Source organism: Streptomyces sp. NPDC058145, assembly GCF_042884245.1.
In the GTDB taxonomy this organism is placed as follows: domain Bacteria; phylum Actinomycetota; class Actinomycetes; order Streptomycetales; family Streptomycetaceae; genus Streptomyces.
Genome location: NZ_JBHVUH010000003.1, coordinates 333,358 through 353,333, shown reverse-complemented (window position 1 = coordinate 353,333; position 19,976 = coordinate 333,358). Strand labels below are relative to the sequence as shown.

Annotated in this window: 20 protein-coding genes and 1 pseudogene; 9 read left to right on the top strand and 12 right to left on the bottom strand. The window is 73.1% G+C overall.

Features of this window, described 5'->3' with window-relative positions; all coding sequences use genetic code 11:
• Positions 1–32: 32 nt before the first annotated feature.
• The 7 genes from ACFVVO_RS08475 to ACFVVO_RS08445 all read right to left on the bottom strand — a co-directional run bounded on the left by ACFVVO_RS08475 (position 33) and on the right by ACFVVO_RS08445 (position 7,277).
• A complete protein-coding gene (locus ACFVVO_RS08475; RefSeq protein ID WP_390052903.1) occupies positions 33–1,445 on the bottom strand; it encodes a nucleobase:cation symporter-2 family protein in 1,413 nt (470 codons plus the stop codon).
• 129 nt (positions 1,446–1,574) lie between these two features.
• On the bottom strand, positions 1,575–2,915 hold the full coding sequence (locus ACFVVO_RS08470) for an FAD-dependent oxidoreductase (RefSeq protein ID WP_390052901.1): 1,341 nt from the start codon (positions 2,913–2,915) through the stop codon (positions 1,575–1,577).
• Between the two features lie 295 nt (positions 2,916–3,210).
• The gene (locus tag ACFVVO_RS08465) at positions 3,211–3,903 is read right to left on the bottom strand and encodes a TetR/AcrR family transcriptional regulator (protein ID WP_390052899.1); all 693 of its coding nucleotides are present in this window, start codon (positions 3,901–3,903) and stop codon (positions 3,211–3,213) included.
• A gap of 205 nt (positions 3,904–4,108) precedes the next feature.
• Complete coding sequence (locus tag ACFVVO_RS08460) at positions 4,109–4,798, bottom strand: HAD family hydrolase (RefSeq protein WP_390052897.1); 690 nt, start codon at positions 4,796–4,798, stop codon at positions 4,109–4,111.
• Positions 4,799–4,808: 10 nt separating this feature from the next.
• The gene (locus ACFVVO_RS08455) at positions 4,809–5,504 is read right to left on the bottom strand and encodes a phosphatase PAP2 family protein (protein WP_390052895.1); all 696 of its coding nucleotides are present in this window, start codon (positions 5,502–5,504) and stop codon (positions 4,809–4,811) included.
• 156 nt (positions 5,505–5,660) lie between these two features.
• On the bottom strand, positions 5,661–6,596 hold the full coding sequence (locus tag ACFVVO_RS08450; protein WP_390052893.1) for a M56 family metallopeptidase: 936 nt from the start codon (positions 6,594–6,596) through the stop codon (positions 5,661–5,663).
• A gap of 129 nt (positions 6,597–6,725) precedes the next feature.
• Positions 6,726–7,277, bottom strand: coding sequence for a DUF5134 domain-containing protein (locus tag ACFVVO_RS08445; protein WP_390052892.1), 552 nt, complete (start codon positions 7,275–7,277; stop codon positions 6,726–6,728).
• A 165-nt stretch (positions 7,278–7,442) separates the two neighbouring features.
• Here ACFVVO_RS08445 and ACFVVO_RS08440 point away from each other — a divergent pair, with 165 nt between their 5' ends.
• Together ACFVVO_RS08440 and ACFVVO_RS08435 are read left to right on the top strand one after the other, a co-directional pair.
• The gene (locus ACFVVO_RS08440; protein ID WP_390052890.1) at positions 7,443–9,107 is read left to right on the top strand and encodes an FUSC family protein; all 1,665 of its coding nucleotides are present in this window, start codon (positions 7,443–7,445) and stop codon (positions 9,105–9,107) included.
• Positions 9,108–9,571: 464 nt separating this feature from the next.
• The gene (locus ACFVVO_RS08435; protein ID WP_390053368.1) at positions 9,572–10,162 is read left to right on the top strand and encodes a MarR family winged helix-turn-helix transcriptional regulator; all 591 of its coding nucleotides are present in this window, start codon (positions 9,572–9,574) and stop codon (positions 10,160–10,162) included.
• 18 nt (positions 10,163–10,180) lie between these two features.
• On the opposite strand, the gene ACFVVO_RS08430 is transcribed toward ACFVVO_RS08435, so the two are convergent.
• Positions 10,181–10,945 carry a VOC family protein gene (locus ACFVVO_RS08430; RefSeq protein WP_390052888.1) on the bottom strand — a complete coding sequence of 255 codons (765 nt, stop codon included), beginning with the start codon at positions 10,943–10,945 and terminating at the stop codon, positions 10,181–10,183.
• Positions 10,946–11,155: 210 nt separating this feature from the next.
• On the opposite strand from ACFVVO_RS08430, the pseudogene ACFVVO_RS08425 reads away from it, so the two are divergent.
• Positions 11,156–11,987, top strand: a pseudogene (locus tag ACFVVO_RS08425) (class I SAM-dependent methyltransferase).
• Here the strand turns inward: ACFVVO_RS08425 and ACFVVO_RS08420 are convergent.
• Positions 11,984–12,376: a VOC family protein gene (locus ACFVVO_RS08420; RefSeq protein ID WP_390052886.1), complete on the bottom strand. Its 393-nt coding sequence runs from the start codon at positions 12,374–12,376 to the stop codon at positions 11,984–11,986. The pseudogene ACFVVO_RS08425 and the gene ACFVVO_RS08420 overlap by 4 nt on opposite strands.
• 69 nt (positions 12,377–12,445) lie before the next feature.
• On the opposite strand from ACFVVO_RS08420, the gene ACFVVO_RS08415 reads away from it, so the two are divergent.
• Positions 12,446–12,985: a GNAT family N-acetyltransferase gene (locus tag ACFVVO_RS08415; RefSeq protein ID WP_390052884.1), complete on the top strand. Its 540-nt coding sequence runs from the start codon at positions 12,446–12,448 to the stop codon at positions 12,983–12,985.
• 27 nt (positions 12,986–13,012) lie between these two features.
• Here the strand turns inward: ACFVVO_RS08415 and ACFVVO_RS08410 are convergent, their stop codons facing one another.
• Positions 13,013–13,696: a glycerophosphodiester phosphodiesterase gene (locus ACFVVO_RS08410; protein ID WP_390052882.1), complete on the bottom strand. Its 684-nt coding sequence runs from the start codon at positions 13,694–13,696 to the stop codon at positions 13,013–13,015.
• A 404-nt stretch (positions 13,697–14,100) separates the two neighbouring features.
• On the opposite strand from ACFVVO_RS08410, the gene ACFVVO_RS08405 reads away from it, so the two are divergent.
• The 4 genes from ACFVVO_RS08405 (at position 14,101) to ACFVVO_RS08390 (ending at position 18,055) form a co-directional block, all read left to right on the top strand.
• Positions 14,101–15,498 (top strand): DUF6421 family protein, encoded by a 1,398-nt coding sequence (locus tag ACFVVO_RS08405; RefSeq protein WP_390052880.1) that lies wholly within the window; start codon positions 14,101–14,103, stop codon positions 15,496–15,498.
• A 38-nt stretch (positions 15,499–15,536) separates the two neighbouring features.
• Positions 15,537–16,286, top strand: coding sequence for an SDR family NAD(P)-dependent oxidoreductase (locus ACFVVO_RS08400; protein WP_390052878.1), 750 nt, complete (start codon positions 15,537–15,539; stop codon positions 16,284–16,286).
• Positions 16,283–17,353: a threonine aldolase family protein gene (locus ACFVVO_RS08395; RefSeq protein ID WP_390052876.1), complete on the top strand. Its 1,071-nt coding sequence runs from the start codon at positions 16,283–16,285 to the stop codon at positions 17,351–17,353. The genes ACFVVO_RS08400 and ACFVVO_RS08395 overlap by 4 nt, the downstream gene beginning before the upstream one ends.
• Positions 17,354–17,431: 78 nt before the next feature.
• Positions 17,432–18,055: a transglutaminase domain-containing protein gene (locus ACFVVO_RS08390; protein WP_390052874.1), complete on the top strand. Its 624-nt coding sequence runs from the start codon at positions 17,432–17,434 to the stop codon at positions 18,053–18,055.
• 28 nt (positions 18,056–18,083) lie between these two features.
• Here ACFVVO_RS08390 and ACFVVO_RS08385 read toward each other — a convergent pair whose 3' ends face one another.
• Both ACFVVO_RS08385 and ACFVVO_RS08380 read right to left on the bottom strand, forming a co-directional pair.
• Positions 18,084–18,812 (bottom strand): lysophospholipid acyltransferase family protein, encoded by a 729-nt coding sequence (locus tag ACFVVO_RS08385; protein ID WP_390052872.1) that lies wholly within the window; start codon positions 18,810–18,812, stop codon positions 18,084–18,086.
• Positions 18,813–18,958: 146 nt separating this feature from the next.
• Positions 18,959–19,375, bottom strand: coding sequence for a DUF4395 domain-containing protein (locus tag ACFVVO_RS08380; protein ID WP_390052871.1), 417 nt, complete (start codon positions 19,373–19,375; stop codon positions 18,959–18,961).
• 75 nt (positions 19,376–19,450) lie between these two features.
• On the opposite strand from ACFVVO_RS08380, the gene ACFVVO_RS08375 reads away from it, so the two are divergent.
• The gene (locus ACFVVO_RS08375) at positions 19,451–19,864 is read left to right on the top strand and encodes a TlpA family protein disulfide reductase (RefSeq protein WP_390053366.1); all 414 of its coding nucleotides are present in this window, start codon (positions 19,451–19,453) and stop codon (positions 19,862–19,864) included.
• Positions 19,865–19,976: the final 112 nt, after the last annotated feature.

The following is a 19,976-nucleotide window of genomic DNA, read 5'->3' as shown; positions in this document are numbered from 1 at the left end:
GCGGCGGCACAGGCCGCCGCCCCGTCACCGGCTCACGCCGTACCGGGGGCCGTTCCGCCGGTTCCCTCCTCGCCGCCTCCGGCCGGCAGCGCCCCGGCCTCGGCCCCGGTCCCCGCGTCGGCCTCGGCCGCCGCCGAACCGGCCCGATTCGGGAAGTGGTTGAACAGCAGGTTCAGCACGATCGCGGTCAGGCAGCCCGCGCTGATGCCGCTGTTCATCACCGTCTGGAACCAGTCCGGGAACTTCGCGTAGACCGTGGGCACCCCCACCGGCAGCATGCCGACCGCCACCGAGACGGCCACCACCGTCAGGTTGTCATTGCCCCTGAAGTCGACCCGGGCCAGCGTCCGCAGGCCGCTCGCCGCGACGCTGCCGAACATCACCAGGCCCGCCCCGCCGAGCACCGGCGCCGGAATCGCCGCGACCACCGCTCCCAGCTTGGGCAGCAGACCGAGCAGCACGAGGATGCCGCCGGCCGCCGCGACCACCCACCGGCTGCGCACCCGGGTCATCCCGACCAGCCCCACGTTCTGCGCGTACGCCGTGTACGGAAAGGTGTTGAACACACCGCCGAGGACGGTCGACAGGCCGTCCGCGCGCAGCCCGTCGGCCAGGGAGCGCGGCTCGACCCGCCGCTCCGTCATCTCACCGACCGCGATCAGGTCACCGGTCGTCTCCGTCATCGTCACCAGCGCCACCACCAGCATGGACACGATCGCCGACGCCCTGAACTCCGGCGCCCCGAAGTGGAACGGGGTACTGATGCCCACCCAGTCCGCGTCGCCGACGCCGCCGAAGTCGGTGAACCCGAGGGGCACGGCCACCGCCAGGCCCACGACGATGCCGGTGAGGACGGCGATCCGGCTCAGGAACGCGGGCGCGAACCGCTGCACGCCCAGCACCACCGCGAGCACGAAGGCCGCCAGCGCCAGGTTCCTCGGCTCGCCGAAGTCCTTCGCGCCGGCGCCGCCCGCGGCCCAGTTGCCCGCGACCGGGAGCAGCGAGAGGCCGATGATCAGGATCACCGTGCCGGTGACCAGCGGCGGAAAGAAGCGCAGCAGCCGCCCGAAGACCGGCGCGAGCAGCATGATCGCAAGACCCGCGACGATCACCGAGCCGTAGATGGCGGGCAGCCCGCCGCCCGTCGTCCCGATGAGCACCATCGGCGACACGGCCGCGAACGTGCAGCCCTGCATGATCGGCAGCCGCACACCGAACCGCCAGCAGCCGACGCACTGGATCAGCGTGGCGATGCCGCACACCAACAGGTCGGCGGTGATCAGATAGGCCAGGTCGGCGGGCGACAGCTTCATCGCGCCGCCCACGATCAGCGGCACCGCGACCGCACCCGCGTACATCGCGAGCACATGCTGCAGGCCGAAGGCGGCGAGCTGTCGTGCCGGTGGTATCTCGTCGACGGGGTGTGTGTCTGCGGTCGTGGACATGGGGACTCCAGAGCGGCGGGTGGGGGAGTGGCAGCCGGACAGCACGAGACCGTAAGGGCCTTGAACAGTTTGTTGATTTCTGCGGTGTTGCCGGTGTGTGTCATGCCCACCCGGGCGCCGTCGACTCCGCTACGCGGTGCGGGCCGCCGCCAGCAGGGCGTCCCAGTCGGGCAGTTTGACCACGCCCCGCCCCAGCCGCGCGCCCAGCTCCGCCTCGGCGCGCGCGATGGCCAGCCAGCCCGTCCACGGCACCGGCTCGATCCCGGCCGCCCGCATCGCCGGGAGCGGGTCGTCGGGCATCCGGTCGCCCACGAGCGCGGGCGCGTCCATGAGCAGGGAGGTGACCGTCTCCTTGGCGCACGGCCGGTTGGTGCCGATGACCCCCGTAGGACCGCGCTTGATCCATCCGGCGACGTACTCGCCCGGTGAGGTGGCGCCCTCGCGCAGCACGCGGCCCTGCCGGTGCGGCACGGTGCCGCTCGCGGCGTCGAACGGCAGCCCGTCCAGCGGCACTCCGCGGTAGCCGACCGACCGCAGCACCAACTGTGCCGCCACGGTCTCGAAGCGGCCCGTGCCCGTCACGCCCCCGTGGCCGTCCGGCGCGGTCCGTTCGAAGCGCACGGCACCCACCCGGCCGTCCCGCGCGAGCAGTTCCACCGGCCGCAGGAAGAACCGCAGCCGGATCCGGCGGACGGCCCGGCCGGGCTGGTCCGCCGTCCACCCGCGCAGCGCCTCCACGTTGCGGCGCTGCACGGCCGGCAGCGCCGCCGGGTCGGCGCACCCGGGATCGAGTGCCAGCTCGCCCGCGTCCACCGACACCTCGGTGCCGGGCAGGCCGCCCAGCTCGCGCAGCTCCTTGGTGGTGAAACGGGCCTGCGAGGGACCGCGCCGGCCGACCATGTGGACCTCGGCGACCTCGCTCGCCGCCAGCGCGTCCAGCGCCGCCTGCGGCATGTCCGTCGGACGCAGCTCGCCGGGGCCCCGCGCCAGCATCCGCGTGACGTCCACGGCCACGTTGCCCACCCCGATGACCACGGCCGACCGCACCCCGCGCACGAACCCGGCGTCCGCCGCGTCGGGATGGGCGCTGTACCAGGAGACGAACTCCGTCGCCGACCAGCTCCCCGGCAGCTCCTCGCCGGGGATGCCCAGCCGGCGGTCGGTCGCGGCGCCCACGCAGTACACGACCGCGTCGTACAGCTCCCGCAGCCGCTCCACGGGCAGCCCGCCCGGGCCGCCCACCCGGATCCCGCCGAGGAACCGCACCCGGTCGTGCTCCAGCACCGCGCGCAGGCTGCCCTGCAGGGACTTGATCTTCTCGTGGTCCGGGGCGACGCCGTACCGCACCAGGCCGTAGGGGCACGGCAGCCGGTCCAGCACGTCCACGTGGACCTCGGGATCGAGCTGGACCAGGTTCTGGGCGGTGTAGCACCCGCTCGGCCCGGAACCGACGACGGCGACACGCAGCACGGCGGTACTCCTTGCCCCGAAGGAGAAGAGTGTGCGGACGGTTCCAGCATGGCACCGCCCGGCCCGGGGCGGCAGGGGCCGGGAGGGTGACCAGGACGCGGGTCCGCACGGCGACACCGGCTCCTGGTGCCGCCCGCTCGGCCGGCTTCCCGGACGCCGCCTACTCGCCCGGCTTCCTGGACGCCGCCTACTCGGCCGGCTTCCTGGACGCCGCCTACTCGGCCGGCTTCCTGGACGCCGCCTACTCGGTCGGCTGCCCAGGTGCCGCCTACTCGGTCGGCTGCCCAGGTGCCGCCTACTCGGTCGGCTCCCGGGATGATGCCTGCTCGGCCCGCTCCTCGGTCGCGAAGAAGCGCGACAGGTCCTGGCACCGGGCCGCCGCGGCGTCCGTGCCGCTGCCCGGCGGCGTGCCCAGCTCCCAGTCGAGCCGGTACCGCTTGAACAGCTCGGCCCGCAGCGCCGGGACCGGCATCGGCACCCCGGGCACCAGGGCCGCGAACACCGCCCCCATCAGCGTGGCCCGCAGCATCGGGTAGTCGGCCGTCACGTCCGCCGAGCCGTACCGGCCGACGGTGTCGCTCAGCAGCTCGGACAGCCGCCGCTGCTCGGGGCACTGCACGAAGCCCTCGGCCTGGAGCAGTCCGGCCATGTGCTGGCGCATGAGCACCGGGCGGTCGTGGGCGAGGCCCAGGATGGCGTCGATGGCCCGGGCGAGGCGCTCGCGGCCGTCCTCGGTCCGTGGCTCCCGCTCCAGCGCCTCCTCCAGCGTGCGGTGCATCAGCCGGTGCACGGCCGACTGCACGAGCTGCCGCTTGCCGGGGAAGTAGTACGACACCAGGCCGCGCGCCGAACCCGCTCGATCCGCGATGTCGGCCAGCGTGGTGGCTTCAAACCCGTGCTCGTCGACCAGTTCGACCGCGGCCTGCAGCAGCCGCTCCCGGGAACGCCGCCGCAACTCTTCATTGACCGAGGCGCTGCGCGGGGACATCCTGTAACTCCTGCGTTGACTGGCTGCCAGCCAACTATACTCGGACGCAGGGGCTCCGCCGTGCGCGGAGTCTGTTCAGAGCTGCCGTCCGTCTGGGGCGACGCGGGGGATCGTCTCAGGCGGGCGGCGTGAACATGCCGGCCCGGGCGGCGCCGGGAACCGGGGTCCCGGTCGGCCGGGGCAGCGCCGGAGCCCGGAGGTCCGGTCAGCCGACCAGATCCAGGACCGGCAGCAGCGCGTCCGGCCGCTGTGCCACCGGCAGATGGTCCACGAAGTGCACGCGGCAGCCCAACGCGGCCGCTCCGCCGTCCGCCGTTCTGTCGTCCCCGACCATCAGCACCTGACGCGGCTCGGCGCCCAGTTCCTCGCAGGCGGCCGAGAACAGCCGCGGGTCGGGCTTCTGCACGCCGTGTTCGTACGACAGCACATAGGCGTCCACGTACGCGTCGAGGCCGTGCTCGCGGAAGACCGGGCGCAGATCCCAGCCGATGTTGCTGACCACGCCCACGCCGATCCCGCGCTCGCGCAGCGTGCTCAGCACGTCGGCGGCGTCCTGGTACGGCGACCAGGCGGCGGGGGACATGTGCCGCTCGTACAGCGCGTCGTGCAGCGCGGGGCCGGGCAGCGGCACACGCCGGCACAGCCCGGTGTACGCGGCCCGGTGCTGCTCGGCGCTCTTGTCCCGGACGGCCCACAGCCCGGCCAGTTCCTCCGGCACCGCGACCGGGTCCGCCCCGCCCGGCAGCGCGCCCGCCGCCTCCAACGCGGCGGCGGCCTCCTTGAGTTCGGGGCCGGTGAGCGCGAGTCCGGCCTCGTCCAGCACGGCACTCAGCCAGGACTCGGTGGACTCGACACGGAACAGGGTCCCGGAGAAATCGAAGAGCACGGCAGCCATGTGCCGGACTCTACCCGGGCGTCGGGCCCGTCCGGCCGTCCCTCGGCCACTCGTAGACCGCCACGGCGACGGCCACCACCAGCGCCCCCAGCAGCCAGCCGCCCAGCACGTCCGAGGGCCAGTGGACGCCCAGCCACACCCGGGTCAGGCCCACACCGGCCACCGAGACGGCGGCCGCGGCGACGGCCGTACGCCACAGGGCCCGGCCGGCGCCGCGGCGGTGCAGCAGCCACAGCAGGAGTCCGCAGACGACGGTGGCCGTCATGGCGTGGCCGGAGGGAAAGGCCGCGTAGTGCGCGCTGTCGACGGGGTTCGGCCAGGCCGGCCGGGGCCGCCCGACGGCGGTCTTCACTCCCTGCTGCAGGATCGTCGCCAGCGCCACGGCGACCGCCAGCCACAGCGCCGTCCACCAGGCCGCGCGGCGCCACCCGAGCCACACCGCCGCGGCGGCGCACACCAGGCGCATGGTCAGCGGATCCCAGACCCAGTCCGTGAGAACGCGGAATGCGTGCGTGACACCGTGATCGCTCACCGCCCAGCGGTGGGTGGTGATGGAGATGTCGCCGTCCAGGACGAGCAGCGGACGCCACCGCAGCACGACGACCGCCAGCAGCAGCGCGCAGCAGACGGCGAGGGCGGCGGCCACGCGGGCCGCGGTGCGGTGGGGCGGTGTGCGGGGCGGGGACTGGGTCGGCTGGCGGCGCATGCTGCGATCTTCGTCGAAGGGACGGCCCAACGGCCACCGTCCCGGGCGCCGGGTCGCTCATCGGGGAACGGCGGATGCTCTGGGGTGCCGGGGTGCCGGGGTGCCGGGGTGCCGGGGTGCCGGGGTGCCGGGGTGCCGGGATGTCAGGGCCGGCCGTTAGCCCAGTGCCCGCAGGCCCGGTACGAAGGCCACCAGGACCGGGACCACCGGCACCAGGGCCGCCGTCGCGGTCAGGCGCAGCCGGTGCAGGGCCGGGAGGCGGTCCGGGGGAGTGAGCAGCCGGTGCACCCGCTGCGGTACGTGCGCCTGCGGAGTCGGGCAGGGCCCGAACACGCCCCGGTCCTCGTTGAGTCCGACCAGCGCGAGCGCGGTCGTCAGCCGGCCGAAGCGCCGGGAGGCCATGTCGTCGGCGGCCAGCTCGACCAGGCGGTGCATCTCGGCGCGGAACGCGGCGAAGACCGGTACCTGCGGGAAACCGTCCGCCAGCGCCGTCGAGCAGTGCAGCAGCCAGTCGTGCCGGGCCTGGGCGTGCCCCTGCTCATGGGCGAGGAGAGCGTCCAGTTGACGCCCCTTCAGCCGGGTGAGGGCGGCCGTGGTGACGACGAGCCGGGGCGCCGTACCGGGCAGCCACCAGGCGTCGGGCCGCTCGCCCTCGAGCACCACCAGCCGACCACCCGCCGGCTCCTCGCCGGGCAACAGCGGGGCCCGCACAAGAAGTTCGGCCCGGCGCACCCGCCGTCGCGAGCGGGCCGGTACGACCTGGCGCACCAGCATCGCCAGGCTCCACAGCCCGCCGCAGGCCAGCGTCACCGCGATCGGCGCCGCCCAGGGGCCGGCCGTGCCGAGGGCGTACGCGTCCACCACCGCGCGCGGAGCCGTACCGAACACATGGCCGCGTACCGCCTGCCAGGCCGCGGCCGCGCTGAGCGTCATCGACAGCGCGCAGCACAGCAGCACGGCCGCCACCACGCACTGCCACGCCCACAGGGCGACCACCGGCTCCCGGTCGGGCCAGTCCGCCCGGGCGAGCAGCCGCGGGCCGACGACGGCGGTCAGGGCGCCGAGCAGCAGCAGGGCCGCGGGGACCATCATGGGCAGCACCCTATGAGCGCACCGCGGCCCACGGGTCGGTCCTCGGGGCCGAAGTGACGCAGGCAACGCTCGTGCCCTTCGGGCCACCGGGCGGCCAGGGCCGTCATGTCCTCCGTGCCGCCGGGCGGCTCACATCGTCAGCAGCATGGCGACCATGCCGATCCCCATCGACAGCCGGCACGCCCGTGCCAGCTCCGGACGGTCGCCCCAGCGCACCCCCGCCGCGCCTCCCGCCGGGACGGCCGAGGGCACCAGGCGGGCGCCCGCCAGCAGCACATAACCGGTGAAGTAGAGCAGGAGCGAGCCCGTCACCAGCGGCACTCCGGCACCGGTGTGCGCGTGGTGGTGCGAGGCGGGGGAGGCCGCCATGGCGAGGGACATGTAGACCATCGCCGCCGTCCCCACCAGATGGTGCAGATGGTGCGGTCCGGTGCGCGCGGTCCACAGGGCGCGCAGCGCGGCCGCCGCGAACACGGCCGCGTACAGCGGCCATGCCCACCCCGGCGGGCTGAACACCGTCGCGGGCACGGCCATCGCGGCCATGCCGAACCCCATCAGCGCCTCGTCGCCCGCGGCCCGGCGCTGCTCCTCGACACCGCTGCGCATCCGCAGCAGGCAGTAGGCGCCGGTGGCCGCGCACAGCGCGACCAGCAGCCAGGCCGGCGAACCCGGTCCGTGCACGCGCACCCCCCCCGCTCGACGGTCGGTCGAGGGATGCGATGCCCACGGCATGCGGCGCGCACGCAAGCGCAAGGGTGTACGCGGGGAGCGTTCACCGGAGCACAGCAGGTGAGCGAGGGGAGACCCGGATGATTTACTAGTAAAACACATGCTAAATTAATAGGCATGAGCAGTGCGACCCGACTCCGTCTCCCCCTCGCCGGCGTGCTCCGCCTGGGGCGGCCCTCCGACATCTGGTTCAAGCCCGCGCTGAGCGTGGTCGTGGCCACCGCTCCGCCCAATCTGATCCTGCTGGCCCTCGGCCGCCTCGATCTGGCGGTGTACTCGATGGCCGGCTCGCTCTGCGCGCTCTACGGCCACAACCGGCCCTACGCCGCCCGGGCCCGCGTCCTCGCCTGGGTCGTGCTCGGCATGGTCGGCGGCCTGGCCCTCGCCCTGGTCGCGGCCTCGCTCACCACCAGCGCGGTCATCCTGGTCACCGTGGGCGCCCTCATGGCAGCCGTGCAGAAGGCGGTCTGCGACGTCACCCGCATCGGGCCGCCGGGAAACGTGATCCTCGCCTTCATCAGCTCCGCCTCCCTCTTCGTGCCGCAGAGCCTCGGCCAGGTGCCCGGCCACGTCGCACTGGCCCTGCTCGCGGGCGTCTGGGCCTGGCTGGTCGGCATGGCACCCGGGCTGCTGCGCCCGCACGGCCCCGAACGCCGGGCCACCGCGCAGGCCCTGACCGCGGCCGCCGCGTACGCCGAGACCGGCGGCACCGTCGAGGGCCACGCCAGGTCCCGCGCCGCCACCGCCGCCGCCGTGCACGCCGCCTGGCAGTCCCTGCTGGCCGGCGGCACCCGCCTTGACCGCACCCGGCGCGCCCTCGAACGGCTCCTCGTCCGGGCCGAGGTCGCGCTCGCCGCCCCCGCGGACACCGACCCCGGGCGACTGCGCCTCTGGGCCCGCGAGCTGCGGGGCACCGGCCGGATCCCGCGGGTGGAGTTCCCGCGCGAGTCGGCCGACGAACTGCTCGGTGTGGACACCGAACTCGCCACCCCGCGCCGCCCGCTGCGGCACCGGCTCGCCCCGCTCGCACCCATCGCCGCGCGCACCGCGATCGGCTGCGCCCTCGCCGGGTACGCCTCCCTGGCACTCGGCGTCGGCCGCCCCTACTGGGCGCTGGTCACCGCGGCCTCCCTCTACCAGGCCAACGTCACCCTCACCTGGAACCGGAGCGTCCAGCGCGTGGTCGGCAACCTCCTCGGCGTCCTCGTCTTCGCCGCGGTGGCGCCGCTGGCGCACCTCCACCCGGCGGCCCTGGTGCTGACCTGCCTCGCCTTCAACTTCGGCGCCGAGGCGCTGATCAGCCGCAACTACTGGCTCGGCACCGTCTGCGTCACGCCGATGGCGCTGCTCATCACCGAGTTCGCCCGTACCCAGGACCCTGGTCAGCTCATCGGCGAGCGCGTCGCCGACACCCTCGTCGGCGCGCTGGTCGGCTTCGTCGCGGCCGTCGCCGTCACCAACCGGCGCGCGGGCGACCGTCTGGAACACGCGCTGACCGCGGCGGAACGCGCCCGCGAGAACGCCGCGCGGCTGCTCGCCGGGCCGCACCCGGCGCCCCGCGCCCTGGAGAGTGCCCGGCGTGCCCTGGCCGCCGCCCTGGTCGACCTGCGCGCCACGGCCGACGCGGCCTCCGGCGAGTGGTGGCAGCGCGCCCTGCCCGAGGAGCGGGTCGTGCTCGCCGAGCAGTCCGGACACCGTACGCTCGCCGCGACGGTACGACGCCGGGGGCTCGCCCCCCTGGCGCAGGACACGGGCACCACGACGGAGGACGCACGGCCATGACCCCGACGAACGGACGACCGCCGGCCGCGCACACCCAGGCCGGCGCACCGACGGGGACGGGGACCGGGGCCCCTGCGGCGGGCGGCCGGAGGGAGTCGGGCGGCGCCGGTAGGACCGGGCCGGGCCCGATGGGCGCCAGTGCCGCCGGGGAGGCCGATCGGCCTGGTCCTGGAGGCGGCGCGACCGAGGCCCTGTCGGCAGCCGGGGCTCCGCAGGCGCGGGCCCGGTCGGCCGCGGGCGGCGCCGGGACGGGCGGAGCGCCCGACGCCGGGCAGGACGCGGCCGAGGAGCGCTCGACGGCCCCGTCCGCCCGGGCGGGCGGCCGCCCGGGGACCGGGGGCGAGGCCGGTCGGGAACTTCGGGCCGCAGCGGACGGGACCGGGCGCGAGCGCCGGGCCGCGGCGAGCGAGGCAGGACAGCGCGAGCAGCGCCGGGCTGCCGTGGGCGAAGGCGAACAGCAGCCTTTGACCGCCGCGAGCGAGGCCGGGCAGGCTGCCGGGGACAGGGGGGAGGGCGACGCCGAGCGGGGACGGCGGGACGCCGGAAGCGGTGAGGGTGACACCGTCGCCTCCGTCGTCCGGCAGTGGCGGGCCGTGCACCCCGAGCTGAACACCGGGCCCATGGAGGTCATCGGACGGATCAACCGCTGTGCCGCCCTCCTCCAGCAGGCCGAAGACGCCCCGCTGCGCCGTGCGGGACTCAGCCGCCCCGAGTTCGACCTGCTCGGCGCGCTGCGCCGCACCGGCCACGAGCTGACCCCGGGTGAGCTGGCCCGGGAGACCTTCTCCTCGGGAGCCGCCGTCACCAAGCGGCTCAAGCAGCTCACCGAGCGCGGGCTGATCGAGCGGCGCGGCGACACCCGCGACCGCCGTGTCGCCCACCTCCGCCTGACCGACGCCGGCCGCGACCTCGTGGACGGCATCCTCCCCGAGCAGCTCGCCTACGAGACGGCCGTGCTGTCCGTCCTCGCCCCCGAGGGCCAGGACGAACTGGCCGCGCTCCTGGGCGCCCTGCTCAGCCGTCTGGAGGGCCGCATGGGCCCCCTGCACGCCTGAGCACGCGGAACCCGCCGCTCAGCCCTCCTCACCGGCCCGGTGCACACCGAACGCCGCGCCCTGCGGGTCCCGCAGCACCGCGATGCGCGGGCCGTCCGGCACCGACGCGGGCGCCACGACGACGTCGCCGCCGGCCTCGCGCGCGACCTCGGCCGTCGCGTCCACGTCGGCCACCGCGAAGTACGGCATCCAGTGGGCCGGCACCTCGGGCGGGAACCGGTCGCCCATGTCGGCCATCCCGCCGAAGTCCTCCCCGCCGACGGCCCACTGCGTGTACCACTGCGAGGCGTTGGCGCTCCAGCCGAAGACCGTGGTGTAGAAGTCCCGCGCCCGGTCGGGCTCGCGGGTCGCCAGTTCCACCCAGCCGAGCGTGCCGGGCGCGTTGAACAGACCGGCGCCCTGGAAGCCCCGCGCCTGCCAGAGCTGGAACGCCGCACCCGCCGGATCCAGGGCCACCGCGAAGCGGCCCGCGTCGAAGACGTCCATCGGGCCGAGGACCACCGTCCCGCCCGCCTCCGCCACCCGCCGTGCGGCGTCGTCCGCGTCCGCCACCGCGAACGACACGTTCCAGGCGACCGGCTGGGTCTCCTGGTACAGCGGGCTGAGCGCGGCCACCGCTGCGTCCCCCAGGTGCGCCACCGTGTACCCGCCCGCCTCCTGCCGCGGGTCCGTCTCCGGCCGCCAGCCGAACAGCTCCGTGTAGAACCGCTTGGCGCCCTCCAGATCGCTGGTCCCCAGCTCGGTCCAGCAGGGGCCGCCGATCACCGGCTTGTCGAATTTCATGGCGGTTCCTTCCCCGTACCCGCTCACGACCCGCCCGCGGAGCACGCCACGCGGCACAGCGGGATCTCTCTCGAAGCTAGCCCCCACCACTGACAGCGGCCATCGGAGCGGCCCCCGCGGAATTCCCACGGCGCGCGAACCACTCGCTGAAGTCCTACGGCGCGCGCAATTCGCTTGCCGCCCCCGACGGCGGTCGGTCGGGGTGCGGGCATGGACGCGGACGAGACGACAGTGGCCGGGTCTCCCGTACTGGCCGAGGAGATCGCGGAGTACTACGGCCGGGACGGCGAGGACGGCAGGCTGCGCTCCGGCGCCGGACGCCTGGAGCTGTGGCGCACCCAGGACGTGCTGCGCCGGCTGCTGCCGCCCGCTCCGGCGCGCGTCCTGGACGTCGGAGGCGGCAGCGGTGTGCACGCGCAGTGGCTCGCCGCCGACGGGTACGCGGTGGACCTGGTCGACCCGGTGCCCCTGCACGTCGAACGGGCGGCCCGGCTGCCCGGAGTGACCGCCCGCCTCGGCGACGCCCGTGCCCTGGACGCGCCGGACACGTCCGTGGACGTGGTCATGCTCCTCGGCCCCCTCCTACCACCTGCCCGAACGCGAGGACCGGATCCGGGCCCTCGCCGAGGCCCACCGCGTGCTGCGCCCCGGCGGACTGGTGGTGGCCGCCACCATCAACCGGTACGCGGGAGTACACGACAACCTAGCCACCGGTCTGTACTTCGACCCCGACCGGCGGCCGCAGATCGACGACTCGGCCCGGGACGGCCGGATGCGGCCCGTCGCCGGGGCGAAGTCGCTGTTCACCACGGCCTACTTCCACGAGCCCGCGGACGTGCCCGCCGAGTTCGCCGCGGCGGGCCTCACCGCGCACGGGCAGTACGGCGTGGAGGGCGCCGCCTGGCTGATGGGCGACATCTCCGGGCGGCTCGACGACCCCGGGGCCCGTGAGCTGGTCCTGCGCGCGCTGCGGCGGACCGAGCGCGTGCCCTCGCTGCTCGGCGTCAGCGGCCATCTGCTCACAGTGGGCGGCAAGGGTTAGATTCCGGGCCGGTGGCGCAGCGGATGGTCCGCGGGGACCTCCACCAGCACGATCGGGGTGCCGTCCGGGTCGGCGATCCACATCTCGACCAGGCCCCACGGCTCCTTCACCGGGGGCCGCGCGATCTCGACGCCCTTGGCCAGTAGTTCCTCGTGCGCCGCGGCCACGTCCGCCACCTGCAGCCACAGCCGAACCTCCGGCGGCGCCGGGGTCTCGGAGCGCCCCGAGACCTCCAGGAAGCCGCCGCCGAGGAAGTACACGGTCCCGCGCTCGGGGCCCGTGCCGAACTCGCGGTAGACGGCCAGACCCAGCCGCTCCCCGTAGAAGGCGCGGGAGCGTTCGGGGTCGGTGGGGCGCAGAAGTGTCCGGCTGCTGAGTACATGCACCATGCATCCGGAGCTTAGTGGCAGGGTTACCCTCGTCCTGCTTCAGCAGCGCCCGAGATCGGAGCCCGCCCCATGGAAACCGCCGCCACCGCACTGACGTTCCGCGACGCCGGTGACGCCGACGTCGACGCACTGGTCGCGCTCATCGAGTCGGCGTACCGGGGCGACGCCAGCCGGGCCGGGTGGACCACCGAGGCGGACATCCTCCAGGGGCAGCGGACCGACCCCGAGGGCGTGCTGGAGGTCATCAAGGCGCCGGACAGCCGGCTGCTGACCGTCGAGCAGGGCGGCCGGATCGTCGCCTGCTGCCAACTCGAGCACCGCGGCGACGCCGCCTACTTCGGCATGTTCGCGGTCAGCCCCACCCTCCAGGGCGCGGGCCTCGGCAAGTCCGTCATCGCGGAGGCGGAGCGCCAGGCGCACGCGACCTGGGGTGTCACCGAGATGCACATGACGGTGATCTCGGCCCGCGAGGATCTGATCGCCTGGTACGAGCGCCGCGGCTACCGCCGCACGGGTCGGACGACCCCGTTCCCGTACGGCGACGAGCGCTTCGGCATCCCGCAGCGCGACGACCTCCGGTTCGAGCTGCTGGTCAAGCCGCTGGTGTGACGTTCACAGGGGAGTCGGCGCGCCGGATCACGCGGTGAAGCGGCCGGTGCGCTTGATCTCCGGGTAGTCGGTGGTCGCTCCGTCCAGTCCGAGCGCCCGGACGAGCCGCAGCTGGTCCTGCGTGTTGACCACCCAGCCGATGATGTTCAGACCGGCCGCCCGCGCCTGCTCGACGACCTCCAGACTCAGCCGCCGGATGTTGAGGCAGACGGTCGCGGCCCCAGCCGTCCTGGCGCGGTCCACCACGTCGGTGCCGTAGCGGCTGGCGATGAGCGCGGTGCGCGCGCCCGGCACCAGCCGGGCGATCTCGGCGATGGCCTCGTCGTGGAACGAGGACACCTCCACCCGGGAGACAAGGTCCCGCCGGTGCATGACCTCCGCCAGCGCCCGGGCCGCCGCCACGTCCTTGATCTCGGCCTGCAAGGGTGTCCGTACCGCGTCCAAGACCTCCTCGAAGACCGGCACGTGCTCCCCGCGGCCCGCGTCCAGGGCGCGCAGCTCCGCGAGGGTCATCTCGGCGATGGGCCCCGTGCCGTCGGTCGTGCGGTCGACCTCCGCGTCGTGCATGACGACCAGGGCGCCGTCCTTGCTCAGGTGCAGATCGAGTTCGATCAGGTCGAGGCCGGCCTGTTGCGCGGCGACGAAGGAACGAAGGGTGTTCTCGGGCTCCACACCCATGACCCCGCGGTGACCGATGGTAAGGAAGTTCAAGGTTCAACTCGCTTCCGTCGACGGCGGCTCGGCGCCCGTGGACCCGGAAGGGCGTCGCTGTCCACGCGGCAGAGTCGCAGCCTAACGGCCGGGTCCCGGGATGAACCCGCACCTGCGCGGGGGATCGGAGTGCGGGGCGTGCGGCGACTGGCTCGTATCCGCCCGTGCCGTCACCCGGGCGTGGGCGCGTCCCCCGGGAGTTGACCGGCCGGATCCGAGCGGTGTCCGCAGCTCGTTACAAGACTCCGGTGCTCAACGAAAGTGACCGTCATCACGGTTTCAGGCAGGAAAAACAACGGTGACCATGGGGTTGCGCAGAATAATTTCCCGAGCTGCCTCTTGCTGGGAGAAACCGGGTATGCGTACGGTGTGCATACGCGAGGTTCTCCCGTGGAGGATGGGACATGACGGAAATTCTTGTGCAGGCGGCTACGAAGGAGCAGGTTCCTTCGCTGACCAGGGTGGTTGAGCACCCGGCCTGGCCCGTGCTCAAGGATGCCGTGGAGCAGATCCGGCCATGGCAGTCCAAGGACGGATCGATCGACTTCGAGGCCGAGGGCGCCCCGGAGCGTGCCGGCGCCGAGGCCGCCGTGCGCCGTGTCGTCGAGTCGGTCGAGCAGCTCTCCCCGCTGCTCCCGCACGACGCGGCCTACCATGAGGCGCTCGTCAAGGACCTGCGCCGCTGGGCGGAGGAGGGCTTCCCGGTACCGGACTTCCTGGATTCCCTGCTGGCGTTCCAGCCCGCGGCGGGCCGGGCGGACGGCCTGCAGCACCTGGTCGTCTTCCCGATGTACACCCAGAACGGCAACCCCGACCGCAACCTCGAGGCGGTCGTGCTGCGCATGGTCTGGCCGGACTGGCTGGCCGAACTGGAGCGCACCCGGTACGACAACCCGCTCTTCTGTGGCATCAAGTTCGAGGACTTCACGGCCGGCTACGACACCAACTCCGCCGTCCTGTTCCCGGAGACCATCGCCGTGCGCGAGGCGCCGGAACGGTTCTCCTGGGGCGGCATCTTCTGCGACCGCGAGGCCGCCCGCTTCCGCCGGGTCACCGACGCCTCCGTGGACATCCTGGGCCTGAAGCTGCCCGAGGACATCGCCGCGATGGTCCACGACCAGAAGCGCTGCGAAGAGGCCTTCGTGCTCTGGGACATGGTCCACGACCGCACCCACAGCCACGGCGACCTGCCGTTCGACCCGTTCATGATCAAGCAGCGCCAGCCGTTCTGGATGTACGGCCTGGAGGAGCTGCGCTGCGACCTCACCGCCTTCAAGGAGGCCGTGAAGCTCGAGGCGGACGGCGTCCCGCAGGCCCGCGACGTGCAGTACGCGGTGCTCTTCGACCGCATGTTCCGCTTCCCGGTCACCGGCGACCGCAACCGCAACTACGACGGCCTCGGCGGTCAGCTCCTCTTCGCCTACCTGCACAAGCACGACGTCGTCCGCTGGACCGACAACAAGCTCTCCATCGACTGGGAGCGCGCCCCGCAGGTCACCAACCAGCTGTGCGCCGAGATCGAGAAGCTGTACAAGGACGGCATCGACCGCCCCAAGCTGGTGCACTGGTTCGCCGGCTACGAGCTGGTCGCCACCTACCTGGCCCCGCACCCCGGCTCCAAGTGGGCCAAGGGCCCGGACGCCCTGGACCTGACCCAGCCGCCGCGCAAGCTCGTCGACGACGTGCTTCCGGACGAGTTTCCGCTGAGCATGTTCTATGAGGCCCTGTCCAAGAAGCTGAAGAACGTGATCGCCTCCACCAAGGGCATCACCGCGGACGGCGCCGAGCGGGTCGCCGCGTGAGCGACCGCCTGAACGACACTGCTCAAGAGGGGAAGAACATGGTGGGGAACGGGTCTCTCAGTGGTGCGGTGATCGCGGTGGCCGGTGCGGGCGGACCCGCCGGGCACGCCGCGCTGGTCCGGCTCGCCGAGGCGGGCGCGATCGTCGTCGGTGCCGACAACAACCCCGAGCGCCTCGCGGAGGCCGTGGACGCGGCCCGCTACGCGGGCGGCGGCGCCACGGTCACGGGTGAGACGGTCGACCTGCTCGACCTGGACTCCACCCGTGCCTGGGCCGACCGCACCGAGAAGGAGTTCGGCCGCATCGACGGCCTGGTCCACCTCGTCGGCGGCTGGCGCGGCAGCGCCACCTTCGCCGAGACCGATCTCGCCGACTGGGAGCTGCTGGAGAAGCTGCTGGTCCGCACCGTCCAGAACACCTCCCTGGCCTTCTACGACGTCCTGCAGCGCAGCGACCGCGGCCGCTACCTGCTGATCAGCGCCGCCGGGGCGTCGAAGCCGACCGCCGGCAACGCGGCCTACTCCGCCGCCAAGGCCGCGGCGGAGGCCTGGACGCTCGCCATGGCGGACGGCTTCCGCAAGGCGGGGGGCGAGGAGGGGCCGCGCTCGGCGGCTGCCATCCTGGTGGTGAAGGCGCTGGTGCACGACGCGATGCGCGCCGAACGCCCCAACGCGAAGTTCGCGGGCTTCACGGACGTCAAGGACCTGGCCGAGGCCATCGAGGGCGTCTGGAGCAAGACCGCCGCCGAAGTGAACGGAAACCGTCTGTGGCTGACCGAGAAGCCGTGAACCCTCCCAGGACCGACGCGCGTCGTCATCACGACCCGGAGGTCCGCGGTTTCGCCAGTGACAACTACGCCGGGGTCCATCCGGAGGTGCTGGCGGCCATCGCCCTGGCCAACGGCGGCCACCAGGTGGCGTACGGCGAGGACGACTACACCGAGAACCTCCAGCGGATCGTCCGCGGCCACTTCGGCCCCACGGCGGAGGCCTTCCAGGTCTTCAACGGCACCGGCGCGAACGTCGTCGCGCTCCAGGCGGTCACCGACCGCTGGGGCGCGGTGATCTGCGCCGAGAGCGCGCACATCAACGTCGACGAGGGCGGCGCCCCCGAGCGCATGGGCGGTCTGAAGCTGCTCACCGTGCCCACGCCCGACGGCAAGCTCACGCCCGAGCTGATCGACCGGCAGGCCTTCGGCTGGGAGGACGAGCACCGTGCCATGCCGCAGGTCGTGTCGATCACCCAGAGCACGGAGCTGGGCACGCTCTACACGCCCGGCGAGATCCGCGCGATCTGCGAGCACGCCCACGCGCACGGCATGAAGGTGCACCTGGACGGCTCCCGGATAGCCAACGCCGCCGCGTCCCTCGACGTGCCGATGCGGACCTTCACCAACGCGGTCGGCGTGGACATCCTCTCGCTCGGCGGCACGAAGAACGGCGCCCTGTTCGGCGAGGCGGTCGTGGTCATCAACCAGGACGCCGTCTCGCACATGAAGCACATCCGGAAGATGAGCATGCAGCTCGCCTCCAAGATGCGTTTCGTGTCGGTGCAGCTGGAGGCGCTGCTCGCCAAGGACCTGTGGCTGCGCAACGCCCGCCACGCCAACGAGATGGCCCGGCGGCTGGCCGAGGGCGTCCGGGCGGTCCACGGAGTGGAGATCCTCTACCCGGTGCAGGCCAACGGCGTCTTCGCCCGGCTGCCGCACGAGGTGAGCGTGCGCCTGCAGAAGCGGTTCCGGTTCTACTTCTGGGACGAGGCCGCCGGCGATGTGCGCTGGATGTGCTCCTTCGACACCACGGAGGAGGACGTCGACCTCTTCGTGGCCGCGCTCAAGGAGGAGATGGCGCGCTAGCCTCCATCTATGCATAGATATGCGGTCACCTGAAAAGTCATTGACTGTCGGGTGATCGCATACCTATGCTCTGCGGGCATGGAGCTGATCCAGGACACCGCCGACCTGTCCGCCTATCTGGCCGCTGACGAGGTCATCGACCATCACCATCCAGTCGTGCGGGCGACGGCCGCCCGCCTCGCCGAGGATGTCGCGGATTCGTATGCCTATGCACAGGTCGCATATGAGTTCGTGCGCGACACCGTCCCGCATTCCGCCGACGCGGACGACCCGCGCGTCACCTGGCGGGCCTCCGACGTGCTGGCGCTGCGCACGGGCATCTGCCACGCCAAGGCACACGCCCTGGCGGCCCTGTTGCGCGCCGAGGACATCCCCACGGCGCTGTGCTACCAGCGGCTGACGCACGACGACGGCAGCGGCCACGTCCTGCACGGCCTGGTGGCCGTGCGCTTCCACGGTGCCTGGCACCGGCAGGACCCGCGCGGCAACAAGCCCGGCGTGGACGCCCAATTCTCCCTGGACGGCGAGCGGCTGGCCTGGATCCCGGATCCCGCGTCCCACGAGGTGGACTACCCGGTCCTGTACGCCGAACCGCATCCGGCCGTCGTCGGCGCCCTGAAGGCCGCCCCGGACCGGCCGCACCTGTGGCGGACGCTGCCCGGCAGCCTTCAAAGCGACACGGCCCGTTGTGAACTCCTCTGAGTGCCGCGGAAGTCCGGTACGCGGCGGGTCAGTGCGCCTCGGCCGCCCGCAGCTGCTCCACCGTCGGTGCCGAACCGCCCAGGTGGGCCGGCATCCACCAGGAGTCCTCCGTGCCCTTGGGGCGCGCGGGGTAGGCGCGCTGGGCGGCGTCCAGCACCTCCTGCACGCGCTCGCGCAGACGGCGGGTGATGGCACCCGCGTACTGGTCGCGCGGAGCCTCGACCTGCTCGCCGACCCGGATGGTGATCGGGGTGTGGCTGCGCCGGAAGTTGCGCGGCTGCCCCTTGGTCCACAGCCGCTGGGTGCCCCACACCGCCATCGGGACGAGGGGCACGCCCGCCTCCTGAGCCAGGCGGGCGGCACCCGACTTGAAGCTCTTCAACGTGAACGACGGCGAGATCGTGGCCTCCGGGAACACTCCGATGACCTCTCCCGAGCGCAGCGAGTCCAGGGCGTGCTCGTACGCGGCCTCACCCTGCCGGCGGTCCACCGGGATGTGCTTCATCCCGCGCATCAGCGGGCCGGACACCTTGTGCCGGAACACGGACTCCTTCGCCATGAAACGCACCAGGCGCTTCTGCGGCAGGGCGGCCAGGCCGCTGAAGATGAAGTCCAGATAGCTGATGTGATTGCTCACCAGCACCGCACCGCCCGAGCGCGGGATGTTCTCCGACCCCTGGCAGTCGATCTTCAGGTCCCAGGCCTTGAACAGCGTCTTGGCGAGACCGATGACGGGACGGTAGACCAGCTCTGCCATGGGCGGGGTGGACCCTTTCTGCTCTGCTCGGGGAAGGGGCTCCCGGCGGGAAAGTTACGCAGCCGTAGGTTTACGGTGTCTCGCAGATCGTGCCCGAAGAACGGACGGGTAGCCAGTCCTGGTGCCCGGACACGGCGAGATCCTCGTCACTCCGGTCGTACCGTCACCCTCTTCAGCAGCAGGTACATCTCGCACCCCAGGCAGTGGCCGAACGCGGCGTTGAGGAAGGCCGCCGCGAGCGCCGCTCCGGTCGCCCCGAGCCCCAGCCAGGCCGGGCCCACCGTGAGGCCCACCAGACCGAGCCCGGCGAAGACCAGCCCCACGGCCTGTGCGAACCTCGGCGGTTCGGGCGCCTCGAACTCCGTCGGCGGTCCGAGCCGCGGCCGCACCAGCGTCCGGAACAGCACGCCGTACGGCGACCGCCCGACCCCGCCGGCCGCGCCGAGCGCGAACGCCATGGTCTGCCAGGCCAGTATCCAGGGGCTTTGCGTGATCAGCGCCACGGCCAGCACCAAGGTCGTCACGGCCGCACCGAAGCGCGGTCCTCTCGCGTCGATGTCCATGAATGAAGCATTCCGCAACGGCGACTCCTCCGGGAGGCGGGAATCTTTGCGATCTCGTGAACGGTTGTGGCGATGATGACCGGACTGGTGGTGTGCGTGACGGTGCTCGTCGTGGCGAGCGCCTACGGAGTGCTGCACAGGCGGCGGAGCGGGAGAGTAAGGGTGCGCGGGCGGGACGACGGCAGACGGCTCGGTGCGGCGGAGCTGGGCGGCGAACTGGGCGCGCGGGCCACGCTGGTGCAGTTCTCCAGCGCCTTCTGCGCCCCCTGCCGGGCCACCCGGCGCGTCCTCGGCGAGGTCGCGGAGATGGTGCCGGGCGTCACCCACGTCGAGATCGACGCCGAGGCCCGCCTGGACCTCGTACGGGCACTGGACATCCTCAAGACGCCCACCGTTCTGGTCCTGGACGCCGAAGGGCGAGTGGTGCGGCGCGCCGCCGGACAGCCGCGCAGGGCCGATGTGATCGCGGCGCTCGGGGAGGCGGTGTGAGGCCCCTGGGGGCCGGGTGAGCCTTCTCCCGGATCGCGGACCGAACTTGACTGTGTGTGTCATCTGTCGTCAGCCTGACCCTGTGCCGACCGAACTCCTTCTCTTCGCGCGG